The sequence below is a fragment of the Tundrisphaera lichenicola genome (genome assembly GCF_051175385.1).
GTDB classification, from domain to species: Bacteria; Planctomycetota; Planctomycetia; order Isosphaerales; family Isosphaeraceae; genus Tundrisphaera; species Tundrisphaera lichenicola.
Map to the genome: position 1 here is coordinate 2,521,597 of NZ_CP195106.1, position 19,577 is coordinate 2,541,173.

10 protein-coding genes are annotated in these 19,577 nt (G+C 66.3%); 5 read left to right on the forward strand and 5 right to left on the reverse strand.

The window, feature by feature from the left end:
• Positions 1-74 precede the first annotated feature (74 nt).
• Positions 75-1,382 carry an alpha/beta hydrolase gene (locus P12x_RS09980; protein WP_435010717.1) on the forward strand — a complete coding sequence of 436 codons (1,308 nt, stop codon included), beginning with the start codon at positions 75-77 and terminating at the stop codon, positions 1,380-1,382.
• A 22-nt stretch (positions 1,383-1,404) separates the two neighbouring features.
• Here the strand turns inward: P12x_RS09980 and P12x_RS09985 are convergent, their stop codons facing one another.
• The 4 genes from P12x_RS09985 to P12x_RS10000 form a co-directional block, all read right to left on the reverse strand.
• On the reverse strand, positions 1,405-2,802 hold the full coding sequence (locus tag P12x_RS09985) for a TolC family protein (protein ID WP_435010718.1): 1,398 nt from the start codon (positions 2,800-2,802) through the stop codon (positions 1,405-1,407).
• 334 nt (positions 2,803-3,136) lie between these two features.
• On the reverse strand, positions 3,137-4,486 hold the full coding sequence (locus tag P12x_RS09990; protein ID WP_435010719.1) for an efflux RND transporter periplasmic adaptor subunit: 1,350 nt from the start codon (positions 4,484-4,486) through the stop codon (positions 3,137-3,139).
• Positions 4,487-4,592: 106 nt separating this feature from the next.
• Entirely contained in the window at positions 4,593-8,936 is a 4,344-nt protein-coding gene (locus tag P12x_RS09995; protein ID WP_435010720.1) for a hypothetical protein, read from the reverse strand.
• Positions 8,937-9,219: 283 nt separating this feature from the next.
• Positions 9,220-12,480: an efflux RND transporter permease subunit gene (locus tag P12x_RS10000; protein WP_435010721.1), complete on the reverse strand. Its 3,261-nt coding sequence runs from the start codon at positions 12,478-12,480 to the stop codon at positions 9,220-9,222.
• A 400-nt stretch (positions 12,481-12,880) separates the two neighbouring features.
• Between P12x_RS10000 and P12x_RS10005 the strand changes: the two genes are divergently transcribed.
• The 4 genes from P12x_RS10005 to P12x_RS10020 all read left to right on the forward strand — a co-directional run bounded on the left by P12x_RS10005 (position 12,881) and on the right by P12x_RS10020 (position 18,791).
• Positions 12,881-14,386: a GAF domain-containing sensor histidine kinase gene (locus tag P12x_RS10005; protein ID WP_435010722.1), complete on the forward strand. Its 1,506-nt coding sequence runs from the start codon at positions 12,881-12,883 to the stop codon at positions 14,384-14,386.
• Positions 14,387-14,910: 524 nt separating this feature from the next.
• Positions 14,911-15,885, forward strand: coding sequence for an aldo/keto reductase (locus tag P12x_RS10010; RefSeq protein WP_435010723.1), 975 nt, complete (start codon positions 14,911-14,913; stop codon positions 15,883-15,885).
• Positions 15,886-16,073: 188 nt separating this feature from the next.
• Positions 16,074-16,904, forward strand: coding sequence for a 3-keto-disaccharide hydrolase (locus P12x_RS10015; protein WP_435010724.1), 831 nt, complete (start codon positions 16,074-16,076; stop codon positions 16,902-16,904).
• Positions 16,905-17,063: 159 nt separating this feature from the next.
• Positions 17,064-18,791 carry an SMP-30/gluconolactonase/LRE family protein gene (locus P12x_RS10020; RefSeq protein WP_435010725.1) on the forward strand — a complete coding sequence of 576 codons (1,728 nt, stop codon included), beginning with the start codon at positions 17,064-17,066 and terminating at the stop codon, positions 18,789-18,791.
• A 57-nt stretch (positions 18,792-18,848) separates the two neighbouring features.
• On the opposite strand, the gene P12x_RS10025 is transcribed toward P12x_RS10020, so the two are convergent.
• Positions 18,849-19,394, reverse strand: coding sequence for a hypothetical protein (locus P12x_RS10025; protein ID WP_435010726.1), 546 nt, complete (start codon positions 19,392-19,394; stop codon positions 18,849-18,851).
• Between the last annotated feature and the right edge of the window lie 183 nt (positions 19,395-19,577).

Genomic DNA, 19,577 nt, shown 5'->3' on the forward strand with positions numbered 1-19,577 from the left:
TCGCCCCGACGGGCTCAACCCCGAGTTGTCGGGCCACCCCTTCGTGGGATCTCATGATGAGACGCTTACTCCCGATGGCCTTTTCGGCCGTTGCCCTGATCACCCTGGCCACGACCCAGACTCCGGGAAACGACTTCGGCGACCTGTTCAAGCGGGCCGCCAAGGATGTGATCCGAAAGTCGGTCGCCCCGGTCGTGGGGGATGTCCCGGAGAACCGACCTCGAAATCGGGCCAGGCCGGGAGCGCCGATCCAGAACCCGATCGCCAACCTGCTCGCCCCGACAACTCAATCCACTGCGCCCGAACCCTATCCCGTCCAGACCGCCGATGGTTGGACCCTGGTGGCCACTCGATACCGGCCGACCGTCGCCCCTCGACCGGGTGCCTCCCCGATCATCCTCTGCCATGGCCTGACTTATAACGCAATGTTCTGGAACCTTGACCCGTCGTGCAGCCCGGCCACCGCGCTGGCCGGGATGGGCTTCGACGTCTGGGCGGTCGACCTGCGGGGATCGGGCCAGAGCATGAAGTGGGTCTGGAAGCTCGACGATGCCCCGACGATGCTCTTCGGAGAGGCCCTCCGGCGGGTCTCGAACGGGAAGCTCGCCCCGACCGGATATGCGACGGTCGACCCCAAGGCGGCCAACTGGACCATGGATCAGCACATCGTCCATGACGTCCCCGCGCTGGTCCGACTGGTCCGCCAGCAGACCGGGGCCGCCGACGTGACCTGGTTCGGCCACTCGATGGGGGGGATCGTCGCCCTGGCGCACCTGGCCCGTTACCAGAACCCCGGGATCGGGCGGGTCGTCGCCATCGGGAGCCAGCTGACCATGCCCCAGGGGCAGGTCATGATGGAATTCGCCACCGAGATGCTCGCCACTCGCGAAGGGCAGCTCGCCGGGCAGATCACCGGCCGTCAGATCGCAGAACAGAGCAAGACCTCGGTGGACAATCTCTTCTTCAACCGCTCGAACGCCCTCCCGGCGGTCTATGACGCCCTCTCAGGATGGGCCAAGGACGTCCCTTCGGTCGGGCTCCTCAAGCAATACATGGCGATGGCCCAGCAGGGCGAGTTGATCTCCACCGGGGGAGCCTTCAACTACACCCGGAATGCCCAGAACATCACCGTCCCGATCCTCCTGGGTTGCGGGGCCGTGGATAGCTTCGCTCCGCCGACGGTCCAGCAGTACCTCTACAACCATGTCGGATCGACCGACAAGTCGCTGATGATCATTGGCCGACAGTCGGGATTCTCGGCCGACGCCGGGCACGACGATGCCCTGGTAGGACTGAACTCGAAGGCGGAGGTCTATCCTCGGATCGCTCGATGGATCGTCGGAATCCGCGAGCTACCCCAGCCGGCCAAGGCGGCATTCTGAGTTCGCTCGACCCAATCTGCGATCAGGGGGCCGATCCCAGCCGGGGACGGCCCAGGGCGTGGAAGAGCCGGAACTGGGCCCGGTTGTAGGCCAGGACGGCGTCGAGATAGTCCGACCGGGCCTGCGCCAGGGCCTGGATCGGCTGGAGGACCTCGATCGGGCGAGTGGCCCCGGGAAGCCCGGCGCCTCGACGAATATTGGTCAGGTTCAGCTCCAGGGAAGATTGCGCCTCGGGGAGCGCCCGCCCGGCCTGATCCCGCTGACGAGCCGCGGCGAGTAGGGACTTGTCCGCCCGGACGACCTCGGCGGCCACGCGATCCTGGACCTTCATCAGTTCAAGGAGTGCCGCGCGTTGCTGGGCCCCTCGAGCTTTGGCGATCGCACGATCGGCCAGGCCCAGGTTCTGGACCTCCCAGAACAGGTTCACCGCGACGTCGCTCCGGGAGTTGAAGTTCCCGAAGAAGCTGTTAACCCCGCCGCCGAACCCGCCCCCGGAATACTGGAGGGCCAGGCTCGGGATCAGCGGTCGGAGCTTCGCCTGACGGAGCCGGATCAGCGTGGCCTGGACGACCGCCTGGGACTCGGCCAGCTCGGGCCGGCTCCGGAGTCCCGCCGTGACCAGATCGTCGAGCGGGCAGTCCTCGGCCACCAATCGGATCACGGCCTCGGGGGGCTCGACGGGGGCGACCACCACGAGGGGATCGATCCGGAGCCGCCGGACCAGGTCGGCCGAGGCGATTTCGAGGTCTCCCACCGCAGCCTCGACGTTCCGCCTCTGGTGCTCGCGCTCGGCCAGGACCCTCCGATGGTCGGCCTCCAGCCCGGCCCCGCTCCTCGCGTAAGAAGAGGTCAGCTCGGCCAGGGCCTCGGCATTGGCGGCGGCCTCGCGGGCGATGGCCAGCGATCCGGCCGCCTGCTGGAGGTCGAAGAACGATTCGGTGACTGCCAGGAGGGCGTCGTTGGTGGCCGCGTCGATCCCGGCCCTGCGGGCTTCGACCTCCCTCCGGGCCGCCATCGGCTCGAAGATCGCGTCGGAGACTCGCAAGATTGTCGATAGCCCCGAGAGCGAGGCCGGGCCGCCCGCCGGGACCGGCCCGAAGGCGCCGGACCCGGCCGCTGCGTTGGCACCCAGGAAGAGCGAACTCTTGCTGATCGTCCGGACCTGCCCCTCCACGATCTGAGCCTGTCCGTCGTGACGAACCCAGCTGGGGCCGATGTAGAGGCTGGGGAGCCAGAGGACCCGGGCCCGATCCAGCTCGGCCACCGCCAGGGAAGCTCGCTCGCGGGCCAGGGCAATATCCAGGTCGCGAGCCCCGGCCAACCGGAGCGCCCCCGAAAGGTCGATGGGCTCGATCGTCTGCCCGGCGATCAATGGCTCGCCGATCGGCACGGTCGACGAGGCGGTCGGCTCGGAAGCCATAGGTGGCGAGGGAATCGAATCCGTCGAGCCGAGCTGCTCCCCAGGGATGGCCGGGGGCAGTGATCCACTCGGAACCTGAGGCGGCCCGGCCCCGAGGGCCAATCCACCGACCATCAACAAACACCCCATCCGCGAACGAGCGAGTCGCCGGGCCGGGCGTGCTTCCAAGTGGGCCATGAGATCGACCTTCCTGGTCCGGGCACCCCGGCTCCGCCGAGGACAATATCACATACTCAGAGTCGTCCGACCCTACTCAGAGTCGTCCGACCCGAGGCCGGTTTGCCACCCATTCCCGGACAGCTTCGAAGGCCGGGCCGAACAATTCGCGCGACCGTCAAGGTTTAGGCGGACGCGATGACGGGTCGGACGTCTCGACGGACTGTCCATCCACGATCGACCCGCCGTTGGCCTTCACGATGAGATCATCCCCCCCGAGCCCGGAAGTGACCTCGACCGAGGTTCCGTCTCCCAGGCCTACCTCAACCAGTTGCCGACGGGCGAGACCTCCCCGGATGACGACGCAGGTCGACTTCTCGCCTTCCCGAACGATGGCCGAGGCCGGCACGGTCAGCACGTCGGCGTGTTCCTCCGCGACGATCGAAGCATAGGCGTAAAGTCCCGGATGGAGCCTCCCGTCGGGATTGGGGAGGTCGATCTCGACCCGGAGGGTCCGCGACTTCGGGTCCAGGGCGTAGGCCGACCTCGTGACGTGGCCCTCGATGGGCTTCCCCGGGAGGGCCTGAAACCGGATCGTGACCGGGTCGCCCACCTCGACGGCGGGGGCGAACATCTCGGGGACCGAGACGACCACCGTGACCAGGTCCGACCGGGCTACCACGAACAGGGGATCGCCCTGGGCCCCGGGGGCGGTCAGATGCCCGACGTCGACATTCCGGAGGGTCACCACCCCGTCGAACGGGGCCAGGATCCGGGTATATCCCCGGAGGGCCTCGACCCGAGCGGCATCGGCCCGAGCGACGGCCACCCCGGCCTCGGCGGCGGCCACGTCCGCCTTCGACTTGTCGAGGCCCGCCTTCGCCTGGGCCACCGCCGCCTGGGCGGTCTTGACCTGCGCATCATATTCCTCGCGGGTCGCTTGCGCCGACTCCAGTTTGCTCCGCGTCTCGTCCAGGAGGCTCCCGGTCTGGGCCCGCTCGCGGAAAAGCTGTTCGACCCGGGCCGACTCCGATTGCCAGCGAATCACCTCGGCCTCGATCCTCCGGATCCCGGCGCGAGACTCCTCGACCTTCGCCCCTGTGGCGTCGAGGTCGGCCTTCGCCACCTCCACCGAGGCCTCGGACTGGATCTTCAGGGCTTCGGCCTGATCGACCATGGACCGTTTCTGGACGACCTCGGCCTCCAGCTCGGGCACGTCCAGCTCGGCCATCACCTGCCCCTTGGTGATCTTCGAGCCGATGTTCACGCTCCAGGATTCGACATAGCCCGCGACTCGTGCATGGATCGCCGTGACCTCGAAAGCCTCGACCTGGCCGGGTTCCTCGACGACCCGGCGGATCGTCTTCCGCTCGGGCCTGACGACCTCGACCCGGGCCACTGGGGGCCGGGGGGGCTCCCCGAGGGGACCTGCCGTGGCCGAAATCGGCCGTTCGCAGCCAGTAAAAGCCGCGACCAGGCCCACCGCGAAGGCCAGGTCGGACTTTCTCCGGGAAATCGATCGGGGCATCGTCGGGGCTCCCTGGGCTCGCGGAACGGTAGTCCGGCCCCCATTTTAACCGCCGGCCGACCTCGGCGTGTATGGAGAGGCCGCCCGGCGCAAGGCCGGGCGACCGCTAGACGAGCCCGGCCTCGTATTCGATGGCCAGGACAACGTCGGACACGTGCTGGAAGTCGACGCCCGGGTTGGCTGGCTTGCTGATCGCCAGTGTGAAAATCTGGTCCGGGTCCAGTCCCTCAAAGGCGTTCAGGGGCGACGGCGGCAGCAGCGGCGCGGACGCATTGGGCAGGATGTTGGAGGTGACGAAGCTCTCCTGGAACGCGGCCGGGACCGAGATCGTCGGGCTCGTCGCGACGAGCTTGGCCGTGAAATCCAGGATGTCGGGCGTGACCAGGAAGGCCGCCACGTTCTTGATCTTGCGCGACTTCTCCTGCCGGGGCAGGAGCCTCAGGCCGCGGAGGTCGAAGACGACATCCACGTTAGCCGCCGCCCCGGCCAGGGCGGCCACGGAAGTCGGCTGATACCGCGCCGCCGAGACCAGGATCCACTTCCTCTCCGAGGTGGGCAGGGCCGCGAGATCGGCCTCGTAGCTTTCCGGCGCGAACTCGCAAAACAGGTCGAAGGTCAGCAGGACGTCGAGTAGGCCTCCCAGCCCCGAGGAGTTGGCGGCCTTGGGGAAGCCGAGTTCCCAGAAAGTCTCGATGCTGCTGCCTTCGAAGGTCAGAAGCGTCTCGTTGGGCAGGCCGTAGACCGCCAGGTCGTCCTGGAGCCGGAATTCGCTGAGCGGCATCGATTCGGAGGGCCGGACCAGGACATGCTCTCCCGGCCGGCCTGGCCTGGAGATCGAGACACCTCGGTTGAGCAGGCTCCCGCGCAGCGGTTGCGAGAAGTCGACCTGCTGGACGGCGACGGAGACGGCACGGAGACGATAGCCCGAGGTCCCGGGATGGGCCCGGCGGAAAGGTTCCTCCTCGGTGCGGAAGCCGCACCGACCTGTGGCCTTGAGCTGCCCGTAAGCCAGCGGGAATTCGCGGGCCAGCGAGATCGTCCTGCGCACCGGGACGCGGGATTTCATCCCCTCGACCCGCGTGGCTTCAAGTTCGGCGAGATCGGCCTGCATCATGTCGGCCCCGGTCACCCCCTGGAGCGGCGCGGGGAAATAATCCATCCGGACGATCCGAATGGTACGATCCTGCTCGAAGGCCAGGGCCCGCTCCGCCAGCCAGGTCTGCCGGGCCCCGAGCTCGAGGTAGCGACGCAGGAGTCGACGCGCCACCTGGGCCAACTGGATCCAGAAATTCTGGTTGAGCAGCCGATTCTGCTCGAACGCCAGGAGGGTCTGGGCCAGGTCCACATCGGCCTGGGCGATCTGCTTCTGGTAGCGGGCGATTGTGACCCCGTGCTGACGGGCCACGACCGCGGCCTCGGCGGCCGGGAGCCCCTTGTCCATCAGGGTCTTGAGGTCGGCCGACCTCTGGTTGTCCGCGTCGGCCATGCCGCTCAGCGTGACGTACCCCACCACGGCGAAGATCCCGAATCCGGTCATCACCGAGGCCCCCGCCCCCAGGCCGAGCATCCCCTCGCCGACCATCGCCTCCCCGGTCGCCTCGGACTTGATCCCGGCTCCCACGGCCGACTTGGTGTCGTCGGGGACGCCTTCGAAGATCGATTTGACGCCCTTGATGGCGTCGCCGATCTGCCCGAACAGGCTGTCGTGCTGGGCGATCTCGTCTTCCTTCGCCTTGATCGCGGCCTTGACCGCGGCGACCTGATCCTGGGCGACGGCCACGTCATGCTGGGCGATGGCCTGCTGCTCGTCGGCTATGGACGACTGGAGCTTGGCCTTCTGGAGGAAGTTGGCGAGTTGGAGCCGGCCCGTGATGGCCGCCTCGACCCGCTCGGTGTACAGGAGGAAATCCAGCTGGGCGGCCCGGGCCATGGCCGAGGTGCGGTCCGCGGTGTCCTTGAGCGGGCGATAGCGCAGGATCGGCACGATGTCGTCGCGCTCGCCGTAGTAGTTCAGCCCGTGGTCGATCTGGAAGATGCCGCGGTAGGCCCGGGCCGTCTGGGAGACCAGCGCCGGATTCTCCGTCTGGTGCAGGAAGGTCGAGGCGAAGCCTCCTGGCAGGCTGACCCCGCCCCCCTCCAGGAGGCGAGCGGGCCAGGTCGGGCAGATCGGCGGAATCTTGCCGTGCAGCCAAAGGGCTGCCTTGTACAGCTCGCGGGCCCGGGCCTCGCCGGTCGGCTCATCGGTCCTGTAGAGCGTGTCGGCCCATTCGAGCATCGCATTGGCCTGCCTGAGCCGGCAGTAGCGAGTCTCGGCGAGGTGCGGGATCCGTCGGCTCCATTTCTTCGCGTAGTCCTCGATCAGGTCGAGAGTCGTCGTGTCGTAGAAATCGTCATACTCCCTGTCATCCTCTTCAGCCGGGTATCGGGCGTCGTCGGGGGCTGTCGAGCCGTTCAGCCTCGCGGTGTAAGGCTTGTCGCCACGCCAGTACATCTGGAAGGAATCGAGGTACCAGGGCCGGTAGCCGGGCCCGTCGCTCTCTCGTGCGATGCCCACTTCGAATCGCGTCGCCTGTCCGTAGTGGTAGATCGCCTGCTCGTAGTCGCCCATCGCGAGCTCGGCGTCGCCCAAGCAGATGGGAATCGTGAAGAGTGAGTAGTAGGCGAGCCGCAGTGCCAGGCGGTCGCGGGCCCAGGCGGGGGAGTCTCCATAACCCAGGCCGCCGACCGCGAGGTCCGGCCGCGGGTCCATGAATTGCGCCAGGTCCTTCATCCCGCCGAGCGGTCTATTCTTGCGCTGCGTGTAGAACGGGCCCATCGCCAGTTTCTGCAGGACGTTGTCCTGCATGGCCCGGAACGCGAGGGACTTCGCCGACCGGTAGTCGACCAGCGCCAGCCCGAACTCGCCGGCGTAGAAGTGGGCGTGGCCCGCCTGGAGGGCGTCCCAGACGGCGATCACGTCCTGGCAGAACTTCCAGGTGGGGATGTTGGGCTTCTGCGAGGCGACCTTGCCAGCGACCATGTTCGCCAGCTGGTCGCGGGCCGGTTGCACGATGTCGACGGGCAGGACGCGGCGGATGTCCAGGTGATTCTCAGGGTAGAAGGGGGCCTGCTGCCTGAGCCACTCGTCGTAGTAGAGGAAGAACGGGGCGTTGCCCAGCCAGACGTCCGGGATGATCGGCTGATTGTGAACGTCCGGGTCGACGTGGGCGGGGTCTAGATCGCACTGGAAGCTGTCGCGGAAGAAGCCCTGGAGCGTGGAGATATTCTCCATCACGGGGCTGGAGAGCGCCGTGTCGGCGCGAGTCAAGTCGAGCCGATAGCGGAGGCCGAGCTCCTCGGCCGAGACGTGCGACAGGCCGATCAGGTAGTCGAGGTAGGCGCGAGGCCCGAGCGTGCCCTGGGCCGCGATCGATCCCGCCGGGATGCCGAATCCGAAGCCCTTCCCCTTCGGCGCGACGAGGATCTTCGACACCAGCGGAATCAGGATCGAGTTGGCGTTCCGCTCGCCGAAGTCATAAGTCGTGAACTTCTGGTGAAACCTCGCCTCGAGCTGCTGGATCGCCTGCTTCTCGGTCAACAGATTTGGGGCCACGTAGACGATCTTGGACGCGAACTTCGTCCAGATCGCGAGCAGGTAGTCGCGGTAGTTGGACAGGGTGCTCTCGGCGCGAGGCAGCCTCGCCCCGTCGCCTAAAACATACTCTTTTTTATACTTATCGAGGGCCGCTCCGATGTCTCCCCTGTCGAAGAGGGAGGGGTCGATGGCCCAATCCACCTCGTCGAGCCCCGCGAAGCTCGCGGCCTTGCCCATCAACTCCGAGTAGGCCGACCGGAGGGCGGCGTCGCCGCGATGCGACCGCAGGCGATCGGCGAAGGCCCCTGCCTCCTCGGGATCGTGCAGATCCTGGAACGAGGGCAAATCCCCGGCCACCTTCCTAAGGATTCCGGTCGGGTCGAGGAATGCCTGCTCGAGCTGGTAGAGCATCGCCTGACGAGTGAGCATCGGAATCCCGGCCGAGCCGTCGAGCGGCCCTTCGGCCCTAAGCAGCCGGACCACGCCGCTGAGAGTTCCCACCCGATCCTGCTGGAGTTCCCTGCCGAGCTCGGCCCAGAGGTTACCCGGCACCGGCTCGCGACTGATCGGCACTTCCAGGCTGACCGAGACGTCCGCCCGGTCCAGCATGATCTGGCCTTTGGCCAGGAGAACGTGGCCGCCGGCGTCCTCGACGCGGAGCGTCAGGCCGATGCCCGGCAGGCGTCGGAGGGCCAGCAACCGCTCGCGAACCTCGGCCTTGTCGCCGAACTGGATCCGGAAGCGGCCCCCGGCACGCGAGGTCGAGCTGCCGAGCGTCAGGGCATGCCCCCTCTCGACATTCGCGAGCGCGACGACCCGGAGGCCCGGCAGGGCGGCCCCCGATCGGGCCTGGGTCACCCTTCCGCTGAGGCTCACGGCATCGGATTCATCCGCTATCGCTAAATCGGAAGCCTCATCGGCCCCTTCGATTTCGATCTCGGCACGGAGGTGCAATCTCGTCCGGCCCGTCGGGTCGAAATTCATAACAACAAATCCCAACTGTTTAAGAATGCGTTTAACCGTGGATTCAACACCACATATAACGGCACCCGAGGGTCAAATCCAATGAATTTCCCTTAACGGCAAGCCGACGGACGGCTCCCCGGCATGGCCCGTCGATTTACGCCGATTCGTCCGCTCGAAATCCCGGGGGGTGGGATCAGGAGCCGAGCCCGATCCGGTCGCCCAGGTCCGAGGCCCGCCGGTCGTCGAAGTCCCCCGAATCGCACGCGGAGGACCCACCGGAACCGTTGGCGTGGGGCTCGCCGGGTGGACGGACGTAGCGGTCGCTCTCGGGGTCGAAGGGGTCGAGCGAGGCCGAGCGCCGGGCCGCCGGACCCTGGACGATCGCGAAGACCGTGGGGAGCACGACCAGGGTGGCCAAAGTCGCGGCGACCAGGCCGCCGATGACCGCCCGGCCGAGCGAGGCGGATTGCTCGCCCCCCTCACCCCACCCGAGCGCCAACGGGGTCATCCCGGCGACCATGGCGCAGCTGGTCATCAGGATCGGTCGGAGTCGACCGGAGGCCCCCTCGACGGCGGCCTGAGCGGCGTCGGACCGTCCTTCGCGTCGATGCTGCTCGGCGAAGGTCACCAGGAGGATCGCGTTGGCCACCGCCACCCCAACGGCCATGATCGCCCCCATGAAGGACTGGAGGTTGACCGTCGTCCGGGTCAGCCAGAGCGCCAGGACCACCCCCGCCACCACCGCGGGGGCCGTCGAGACCACGACCAGGGCGAGCCGGACCGACTGGAAGTTGGCCGTCAGCAGAAGGAGGATCGTCAGGACCGCCAGGCCGAGGCCGATCGCCAGGCCTCGGAGCATCTCATTCATCGGCACGATCTGGCCCCGAACATCGACGGTGACGCCCTTGGGCGGCTCTCCCGCCGAGCGGATGGCCCGGTCCACGTGGCCGGCGACCCGGCCGAGGTCTTCCCCCTCAATGTTGGCCGTGAGACTGACGGTCCGTTTCATGTTGTAGCGATCGTACTCCCCGGGCATCGACCCTGGTGCGACCCTCGCCACGTCGCGAAGCAGCAGGGGCTCGCCCCCGGCCCGCTGGATCGGGATCGTCTCGACCCGCCCGATCGAATCCATCTGCTGGTAAGGAATCTCGACCTGGACCTGATAGCCGATGCCCGATTTGGGGTCGGGCCAGTAGTTGGGGACGACGAATCGGCTCGACGACGTGGCCGCGACCACCGATCGGGAGATCTCCGCCACGCTCACCCCGCCGATCCCCGCCCTCTCACGGTCGATCTCGACGTTCAAGGTGGGATACTCCAACGCCTGGACATACTGCAAATCGCGGAGCGAGGCGACCCCGGCCAGCTCGCGTCGGATCTTCTCGGCGTGGGTTCGGATATCGGCCAGGCTCGAACCGGTCACGGCGATCTCGACCGGCGTCGGCGAACCGAAGCTCATCACCTCGCTCACGATGTCGGCCGGCTCGAACGAGAATCGGACGCCGGGCATCCGGGCGTTCAGGGTCTCGCGGAGCCTCGCTTCGAGTGCCTCGATCGGGATCGCAGGGCCCGGCTTCAGGGCCACCCGGAGGATCACTTCCTCGGGACCGCTGGTCCACTGATAGATGGCGTTGATCGGATAGCTCGAAGGGATCAGGCCGACGTAGCCGACCGAGATCGCGATTCGGTCGCGACCGACCTCCTCGCCGATCGCGCCGAGTGCGGCGATGGCGATCTTCTCGGTCTCCTCGATCCGAGTCCCGGCCGGGGCCTTGATCCGGAGCTGGAAACGGCCGGCATCGACCTTCGGGAAGATCTCCAGGCCGAGCCGGGAGCCGACTCCAAAGATCACGAATCCGGCCGCCGCCAGGTAAATTGGGACGATCCCCCACCGCCACCGGACGACCAGGGCCATCGCTCGGCCGAAGGTATCTCGAAGGCGATCGAGGCCCGATCGCCGGTCCTGGTCGCTCTGGCTTCCTCGGCGGAGGAGCCAGGCCGACATCACCGGGACGAACGTGCTGGACAGGAGATAAGAACTGACCATCGCGAAGCCGACGGCCAGCGAGAGCGGGACGAAGAGGGCCTGGGCCGCGCCTTGCATGAAGAACGACGGGATGAAGACAGCCAGGATGCAGAGCATCGCCAGGAGCCGGGGGACCGCGGTATCCAGGTTCCCCCGGCGGACCGCCAGCGCGACCGAGGGCGTCGCATTCATCTTGTGGTGGATGTTCTCGATCTCGACGGTCGCCTCGTCCACCAGGATTCCGACCGCCAGGGCCAGGCCACCCAGGGTCATCAGGTTGATCGTCTGCCCCGAGAGCCAGAGCGCCACGACCGCCCCGGCCAGCGCGATCGGGATGTTCAGGACCACCACGATCACGCTTCGCCAGTCCCGGAGGAAGACCCAGACCATCAGGCCAGTCAGGATCGCTCCCAGGGCCCCCTCGATGGCCAGGCTGTTCACGGCCTTGGTGACGGTGGGAGACTGGTCGAACTCGAAGGCCACCTTGATGTCGTCGGGCAAGACCGCCTGCATCTTCGGGAGGGCCTCGCGGACGTTCCCGACGACTGAGAGCGTCGAGGACTCGGCTCGCTTGGTCACCAGGATATAGACCGCCCTCCTGCCGTTCACCAGCGCGTAGCCGGTCGGGATATCGGAAGCGTCCTCGACCCGGGCCACGTCGCGGAGATAGACCCCCGGATCCTGGCCGACCCGGAGCGGGATCGACTCCAGATCCTTGGCCTGGCGGACCAGCGAGTTGACCGGGACGATCGGCATCATGTCGCCGATCCGGACGACTCCCGAAGGGCTGATCACGTTACCCTCGCTCAGGGCGGAGATGACCTCGTCGGGCGACATCTTGTAGGAGCGGAGCCGGTCGGGGTCGACCCTCACGACGACCGTCCGCTGGCTCCCGCCGAACGGGGGAGGGGCCGAGACCCCCGGGAGGCTGGCGAACATCGGTCGGACCTTGAAGAGGGCCTGATCCTGGATCTCGCCGATCGACTTGGTCTCGCTCGAAAGGACGAGATATCCCACCGGCACGCTCCCGGCGTCGAACCGGGTGATGAAGGGAGAGACCGTCCCCGGGGGCATGAAGGCCCGCGATCGGGTGACGTACCCGATGGTCTCGGCCATCGCCTGGGCCATGTTGGTCCCCGGGTGGAAGACCAGCTTCATCAGGGCCATCCCCTGGATATTCCGGCTCTCGACGTGATGGATCCCGTTGATGTAGAGGAAGTGGTATTCGTAATAGTTGGTCAACAGCCCTTCCATCTGCGCGGGGTCCATACCACCGTAAGGCTGGGCCACGTAGATGACGGGAAGGTTCAGGTTCGGGAAGATGTCCACCGGCATCCGGAGGAGCGCCAGCCCGCTCCCCAGGACGACCGCAACCACCGCAACCATGACGGTGAGTGGCCTCCGGAGGGCGAAGACGATCGGATTCATCGGAAATTCTCGCGAGGCCTTCGACGATCGAAAGCGAGGACGGCATCCAGGCCCCGGTCAGTCTAGCAGGTCGGGACGGGGGAGACGATCTACCGCGAATCCGAACCGGGCCAGGTCGGATCGGTTTCTCTCCCTGCGCCCTACGTAACGGGTCGGATCGGTGATAGTTTGAAGAGTGGAGAGCGGCGACCCAACCCGGCCCCTTGAGCCGTCACACGGCCGAAAACCGCGAGAGCCCGAGAGAGTACCCCCTGGATCGGTTCGCGAACCAGACCGGCTTCGCACCCTCGAAGGGAGACTTCCGGTGAATAACCCCGTCGATGATCGATCCCCGGGCCGCCCACCTCGGGGAGATCCCGCGCGATTCCGTGCTTCTGTCGACGCCCTTCGCGAATGCCTCATGATTCTCGACCCGGTCCGGGACGAGCGCGAATGCATCATCGACTTCCGGATTGGTGACATCAACGAGTCGTGTTGCCGACATGCCTTGCGGGCTCGCGAAGAGCTGATGGGGAGGATGCTCCTGGACTCCTTCCCGTTTCATCGTGATTCGGGAATCTTCGATCTGTGTTGCCTCGCCTTCGACGCGGGAAAACCGGGCGAAATTCGCGAATTGATCCTGGGTGGTCATCCCCTCGGAGGCGACCCATCCCGGACCTTCGCCACCCGGGTCGCGAGGATTGACGATGGGATCGTGGTCGCCTGGCACGACGACACCAATCGAGAGAAAGAAATATCAATCGCCGATCGACTGCGGAACCGGGACAAACTCGACCGGGCCATCCTGGAATCAAAGTCGCCCCGGGAGATCGCCGAGACCGCACTTCGCCTCCTGGCCCAACAAATTCCGATCTCTCGAGGTCGCGTGGCCCTGTTCGACCTCGATGCCCGGCAGGCCAGGACTCTCGCCCTGTTCGACGAGAGGAGCACGGGCGGGAGGTCCGGAATGCCTCCCTCGGAGAATCTCGACGACGGATTCGATTTCTCGCTCGCGGCCGATCCTGGGGGCGAACTCGTCCCGAACCGCCAGGGGTTCCGATCGGAGGACCGGCGCCCCTTCGTCGAGTTCCAGCTCCGCGATCGTATCGGGCGGATCGGCCTGCTCGAGCTCGACTCGGATCGTCGCGAGGGCTTCTCGGCCGGACAGCTGGCGATGGCCCGCGAGTTTGCCAGCCTGATCGCCATCGGGCTCAGGCAAGCCGCGCTTGTCGAGGAAGCTCGGGAATTCAAGTCGAGGCTCAAATCGCTCTCACTTCGACTCATCGCCGCCGAGGAGGTCGAGCGTAGGCGGATCTCCCGAGAGCTTCACGACGAGACCGGCCAGATCCTCATGGCGATCAAGCTCAACCTCCGTCCGGCATCCGGTCCGCCAGGGGATCCGGTCGTCCCTGATCGGCTGGATGTGGCGAGGTCGCTGATCGATCGCGCGATCGGGCAGGTCCGTACCCTGGCTCATGAACTCCGCCCCTCGCTCCTGGATGACTTCGGGCTGGTCCCGGCCCTCCGATCGCTCGTGAACCGGGCCGGGATCCCGGCCCGGTTCCTCGCCGATCCATCGATCGACCGATGCGACCCCGAGATCGAAACCGCCTGCTATAGGATCGCGCAGGAGGCCCTGAACAATAGCTCGAAGCACGCCCGGGCGACCTCGGTCAAGCTCGAGCTTGCGCTCGAGGATCATCACCTGAAGTTGATCGTCACGGACGACGGAGTCGGATTCGACGTGACCGAGGCGACGAGCCGGGCGGAAGAAGGCTCTAGCCTGGGTATCCTGGGGATGCGTGAGCGGGCCGCGTTGGCGGGCGGGCAACTCTCGATCCGCTCCGAAGCCGCCGCCGGTACTGAGATCATCGCTTCCTTCCCCGGTGGAACCCTACTGGAGAGCCAACCCTCTTCAACCCGTTGACCCTACAACAGGGAACATCAGCCCACCCATAATCGTGACAACCTGCAAAGCCCCGAGAACACCGTCAGGTTTATCCTGAGTGACAGGCCACCGGGTACATCCTAGCTTTCAGGAACGAGCGGATCGTTTTCCCATGGTTGTCAATCGTCCGGTTTGTCCCATCCTGCTTACGGCTGAACAACCCATTTAATTTCACAATTTCACAATAACAAACGAAAATATTCCTTATCACGAATTTCGGACTGGACCGCCGCTCATCGGATATTCGGCCTCGGAGAGGGCTTCCTGGGACACGATGCTGTGTCCCGGGAAACACGATGCTGTGACCCCTCTTCGGGCCGACTCCCACCCAAAGAACCTGCGAAGAGACCGAAGATCGGTCCCCTGTCATCGCGGGCCGGCCTTCCAGTTCGGAGGGCCGACGCGCGGTCGAACTCGCCGAGGCGTGCCGCTTCCCTCGCGACGAGCACGCCCGATTCGATTAAGATCGGCCGATCCTTCTCGACCATCCCGGAGTCCGATCGATGAACCTGAACCGTCGCGAGTTCCTTGGGAGCGCCGCCGCCGCCGGGATGGCGGTCGCCAGTTCGATCGGCGCCGCGGACGACCCGTCGATCCCGCTCCGCTCCTTCGGCAAGACGGGCCTGACCGTCTCGTCGCTCGGCTTCGGCTCGGGGAGTCGGTTCCTGATGTACGAGCGGGAGGACCAGGCCCTCGAAGCCCTATCCCGGGCGATCGACCTGGGGATCACCTACATCGACACGGCACACGCCTACGGAAACGGCAAGAGCGAGGAACGGATCGGCCGGCTGATGCCCGACCGGCGGAAGCAGGTGACCCTGGCCACCAAAATCAACGCCCGGAAGGCCGATGACGCGCGTCGACAGATCGAATTGAGCCTCGAGCGGTTGCAGGTCGACCAGCTCGACGTGCTCCATATCCATGACCTCAAGAGTCCGGCCGACCTCGCCGCGATCGAGGCCCCGGACGGCGTCCTGAAGGTCCTCTACGAGGCACGCGACCAGAAGCTGGCTCGATTCATCGGGATCACCTGCCACGCCGACCCCTCGGCTCTCGCCCTGGCCCTGGAACGTCACGACTTCGACGCCACCCAGATGGCACTCAATGCCGGATTCGCCCGGATGGACGACGCCCCGGGTGGGATGAAAGCCACCCTGATGCCCCGGGGGAATTTCGAGGAGCTGGCCTTGCCCGTGGCCGTCCGCAAGCGGATGGGGGTGATCGCCATGAAGGTGTTCGGACAGGGTCAGATCGTCGACGCCGCGCCGATCGAGAAGCTCCTGACATATTCGCTCTCGCTGCCGGTCAGCCTGGCCAGTTGCGGGATGCCCAGGCCCGAATTCATCGAGCAGAACGCCCGGATCGCTCGGCAATTCCGCCCCATGAGCGTCGAGGATCGTCGGGTCCTGTCCGACTCGATCGCCGCCGCGAAGAAGGTCGCGATGCGGGAGTTCTTCGCCGATCACGAGGATGCCTGATTCCTCGACGACCCGGATCTGGCCGTCCCTCCGGAATCCGACCCCGTCCGAAGAATAGGCGGTCGGGCCTGACCTCCCGTCCCCGGCTCCGTTAGAATCGCGCTTCGAGTCCCGTCCGGGCCTCGGGGCGACGGGCCTCGCGGCCGGGGACGTGGGCCTTGACCTCTCCCGGACCGAAGATGATGACCATGAGACGAATGATCGTCTTCCCCGCGACCGCGCTCGCGCTGGCCGGACTGACCCTTGGCGCCCTCGCCCAGACCAGGGAGAAGCCCAAGATCGGCTACAAGGACACGCCGATGCTCCCCGGCGGCAAGTGGCACGTCCACGACGGCGACCGGCCCCAGCCCCCGATCGTGACCCCGGGGACCCCCAGCACCCAGGAAGCCCCGGGCAAGGCCCCCTCCGACGCGGTCGTCCTCTTCGACGGCAAGGATCTCTCGAAGTGGCAGATCAACGGCAAGGAGCCCGGCTGGAAGGTCGAAGATGGCGCGATGATCGTCCCACCCGGCGGGACCCCCAACGGCGGGACGATCACCTCGAAGGACGAGTTCGGCGACGCCCAGATCCACGTGGAGTTCGCCACCCCGGACCCGCCCAAGGGCACCGACCAGGGCCGGGGCAATAGCGGGGTCCTGATCATGGGCCGCTACGAGGTCCAGGTCCTCGACAGCTTCGAGAACATCACCTACGCCGACGGCGGGGCCTCGGCCGTCTACGGACAGCATCCTCCCCAGGTCAACGCCTCGCTACCCCCCGGCCAGTGGCAGACTTACGACATCTTCTTCACCGCGCCGAAGTTCAAGGAAGACGGGTCGGTCGAGACCCCCGCCTACATCACGGCCCTTCATAACGGGGTCCTGGTCCAGAACCACGTCGAGCTCCTGGGTCCGATGACTTTCCGGGCCCTGGCCAAGTACTCGCCGCACGGCCCCAAGGGTCCGCTCGCGTTCCAGGATCACGGGAACCCGGTGAAATACCGGAACATCTGGGTCCGCGAGATCAAGGCGCCCGAGTGAACAGCCGAGAAATCCGTCGCCTGTCGAACCGTCGAGACTCCGCCTGCCTTCAGCAACCGTCGACCGAGGGCGATGTCCCTCCCCCCCGGCCCTTCTCCCGGGGGGGAGGGGGAGACAATAATACACGCCCACCACAAACAAATTATCGGACTTTCATCCATGAAGCCCTCCCCGGCTCTCCTCGCCTCGACTCTGCTCTGGCTCATTCCGTCGAGCCTGATCGCCCAGGAGGCCAAGCCTCCTCAGGGCGAGGTCACCAAATATACCTTCGCCGATAGCAAGATCTTCCCGGGGACGACCCGCGACTACTGGGTTTACGTCCCGAAGCAATACGACCCCGCCAGGCCGGCGTGCGTCTACGTGAACCAGGACGGGATCCAGTACAAGGCGCCCGAGGTGTTCGATGAGTTGATCGAGAAGAAGGAAATCCCCGTCCTGATCGGCGTCTTCGTCCAGCCGGGTCGGGTCAAGGCGATCTCCGAGAACGCCCTCGATCGGTTCAATCGGAGCTTCGAGTACGACGGGCTCGGCGACGCCTACGCCCGGTTCGTCCTGGAAGAATTGCTGCCTGATGTCGAGACGAAGTCGACCTCCGACGGTCGGGCGATCAAGCTCTCGAAGGAGGGGAATGATCGAGCGATCGCCGGGGCCAGCAGCGGGGCCATCGCCGCCTTCACAGCCGCCTGGGAGCGGCCGGATGCCTTCAGCCGGGTCTTCAGCACGATCGGGACCTATGTCGGGCTCCGGGGCGGCAACGAATACCCGACCCTGATCCGCAAGGTCGAGCCCAAGCCGATCCGGGTCTTCCTCCAGGATGGTTCGAAGGACCTGAACATCTACGGGGGCGACTGGTGGATGGCCAACCAGGAGATGGAGCGGGCCCTGACCTTCGCCGGCTATGAAGTCGACCACGCCTGGGGCGACGAAGGGCACAACGCCGGACCACAGAGCCATGCCACGAAAGTCTTCCCCTCGGCGATCAAGTGGCTCTGGAAAGACTACCCCGCGCCGGTGAAGGCGGGCTCGGGCTCGCAGCAACTCCGCGAGATCGTCATCCCCGGCGAAGGGTGGCAACTCGTCGGCGAGGGGTACAAATTCACCGAAGGGCCGGCCGTGAACGCCAAGGGCGAGGTCTTCTTCAATGACATCCCCGAGAGCAAGACCTGGAAGGTCGGCCTCGACGGCGTAGTCACGCCGTTCCTGAGCGACTCGAAACGGGCCAACGGCCAGATGTTCGGCCCCGACGGCCGCCTCTTCGTGGTCGCGACCGGCCCCCAGCAAGTGATCGCCTACGACGCCCAGTTGAACCCGAAGGTGATCGCCGAGGGGATTCGCGGCAACGACCTGACGGTCCGCCACGATGGAAGCCTCTACGTCACCTTCCCCGGGGGGGTCGGGCCGGATTCGAGCCAGGTCATCTACATCAGCCCGGGCGGCGAGAAGAAAGTAGTCGATACCGGCCTGAGGTATTCCAACGGGGTGGCGGTCTCGCCCGACCAGTCGCTCCTGTACGTGGCCGACGCGCGGAGCCACTGGGTCTACAGCTACCAGATCCAGCCCGATGGTTCGCTCGCCGACAAGCAGAAGTTCTACCGGCTCCACGTCCCCGACACGGCCGAGGACAGCGGGGCCGATGGGATCCGGACCGACCGCGACGGTCGGCTTTACGTCGCCACCCGGATGGGTGTCCAGGTCTGCGACCAGGCCGGGCGGGTCAACGTGATCCTGCCCACGCCCAATGGCAAAGCATCAAACCTCTGCTTCGGCGGCAAGGACTTCGACATCCTCTACGTCACCGCTGGAGACAAGGTCTTCCGGCGCAAGATGAAGGTCCGCGGGGCCAACGCGTTCGAGGCCCCCATCAAGCCCGCCGCCCCCCGGCTCTGATTCATCAAGGATCTCCGGGGCGGATTGGTCCCGCCCCGGTTCCTGTCCCGAACGGGCTCATTTCCCCAGTCGGGCGACGTTGGTCGCCACCGGGATCCGAGCCGTGGAGCTGACGGTGATTGCCGGCTTGAATGTACTCGCGTTGAGGCCCACCTTGAAGGAGGTGGCCTGCCGACCTGCCCCGTTCGAGCCGAGGACGCGAGTGGTCGCGGCGGACAGGTTCGACCGATAGGCCTGGACCTGGGAGGCTAACGCCATCGTCTTCGACAATTTGACCGTCCTGGTCGATCCCACCTGGACCGCATTCGCCCGGTTGGTCGAGAGGGTAGGGAGTGACCGGATGGTGGTCGCCCTGGGGAGCGAAACCGTCGAGGAAGCGGTCGCCAGGGCCTGGACTTTCTGCAGGGAACGGGTCGTGGTCGTCGGGGTCGCCGAGGAAGACTCCGGTGCGGTCGTCTCGACCGGGATCTTCGGGAGTGTCCGGGTCGTGGCCATGACGGCCGATGGGGTCGCGGTGGGGGTCAAGGTCCTCAAGGTGCTCAGGACTACCCGCTCTTCGAGGGTATCCACGACCGGGCGAGACCGGGGCTTGATCCTGGGCATGGCGATCCTCCTTGATCGATCGACCTCCGAAGGATGGCGGACGCCGATCCTCGAAGGATTCTTGACCCGAATAACAGATTGATCGGATCGTCGAACCGTTCCCTGGAGAGAAACCCCCGAAGGCGTGGCATTCCCGATGTACTTCCGGTCCCCTCTCACCGCGATCAAGGAGGGGTTGGGCCC